This window comes from Idiomarina sp. Sol25 (assembly GCF_033052775.1).
Taxonomy (GTDB): Bacteria; Pseudomonadota; Gammaproteobacteria; order Enterobacterales; family Alteromonadaceae; genus Idiomarina.
Genome location: NZ_JAUPEW010000161.1, coordinates 1 through 262, shown reverse-complemented (window position 1 = coordinate 262; position 262 = coordinate 1). Strand labels below are relative to the sequence as shown.

At 60.7% G+C, this 262-nt stretch carries 1 protein-coding gene; it reads left to right on the top strand.

What is annotated here, in order from left to right:
* On the top strand, positions 1–262 hold a 262-nt coding region (locus Q5L94_RS13855), incomplete at both ends, for a hypothetical protein (RefSeq protein ID WP_317498934.1).

Genomic DNA, 262 nt, shown 5'->3' with positions numbered 1-262 from the left:
CACGAACGCGCGGTCAGGATCGCCGGCGATGCTTTCCTGCTGGCAGAGGCAGCACGTGGAATCATTGGACGGCTCGCCCCCGTGAACCGCACATTCGAAAACGGCTACGTTCTGGACACGCTCGATCCGGCGATGGTCCTGCTGGAAGATTGGTCACGATACTGGACGTACGCGACCGTTGGAGACCGAGAAGCGCTTCCTGTTGTCGACGCGCCCTACGATCTCATCGTTAGCGCGCTCTCCCTGCAATCCGTCAACGATC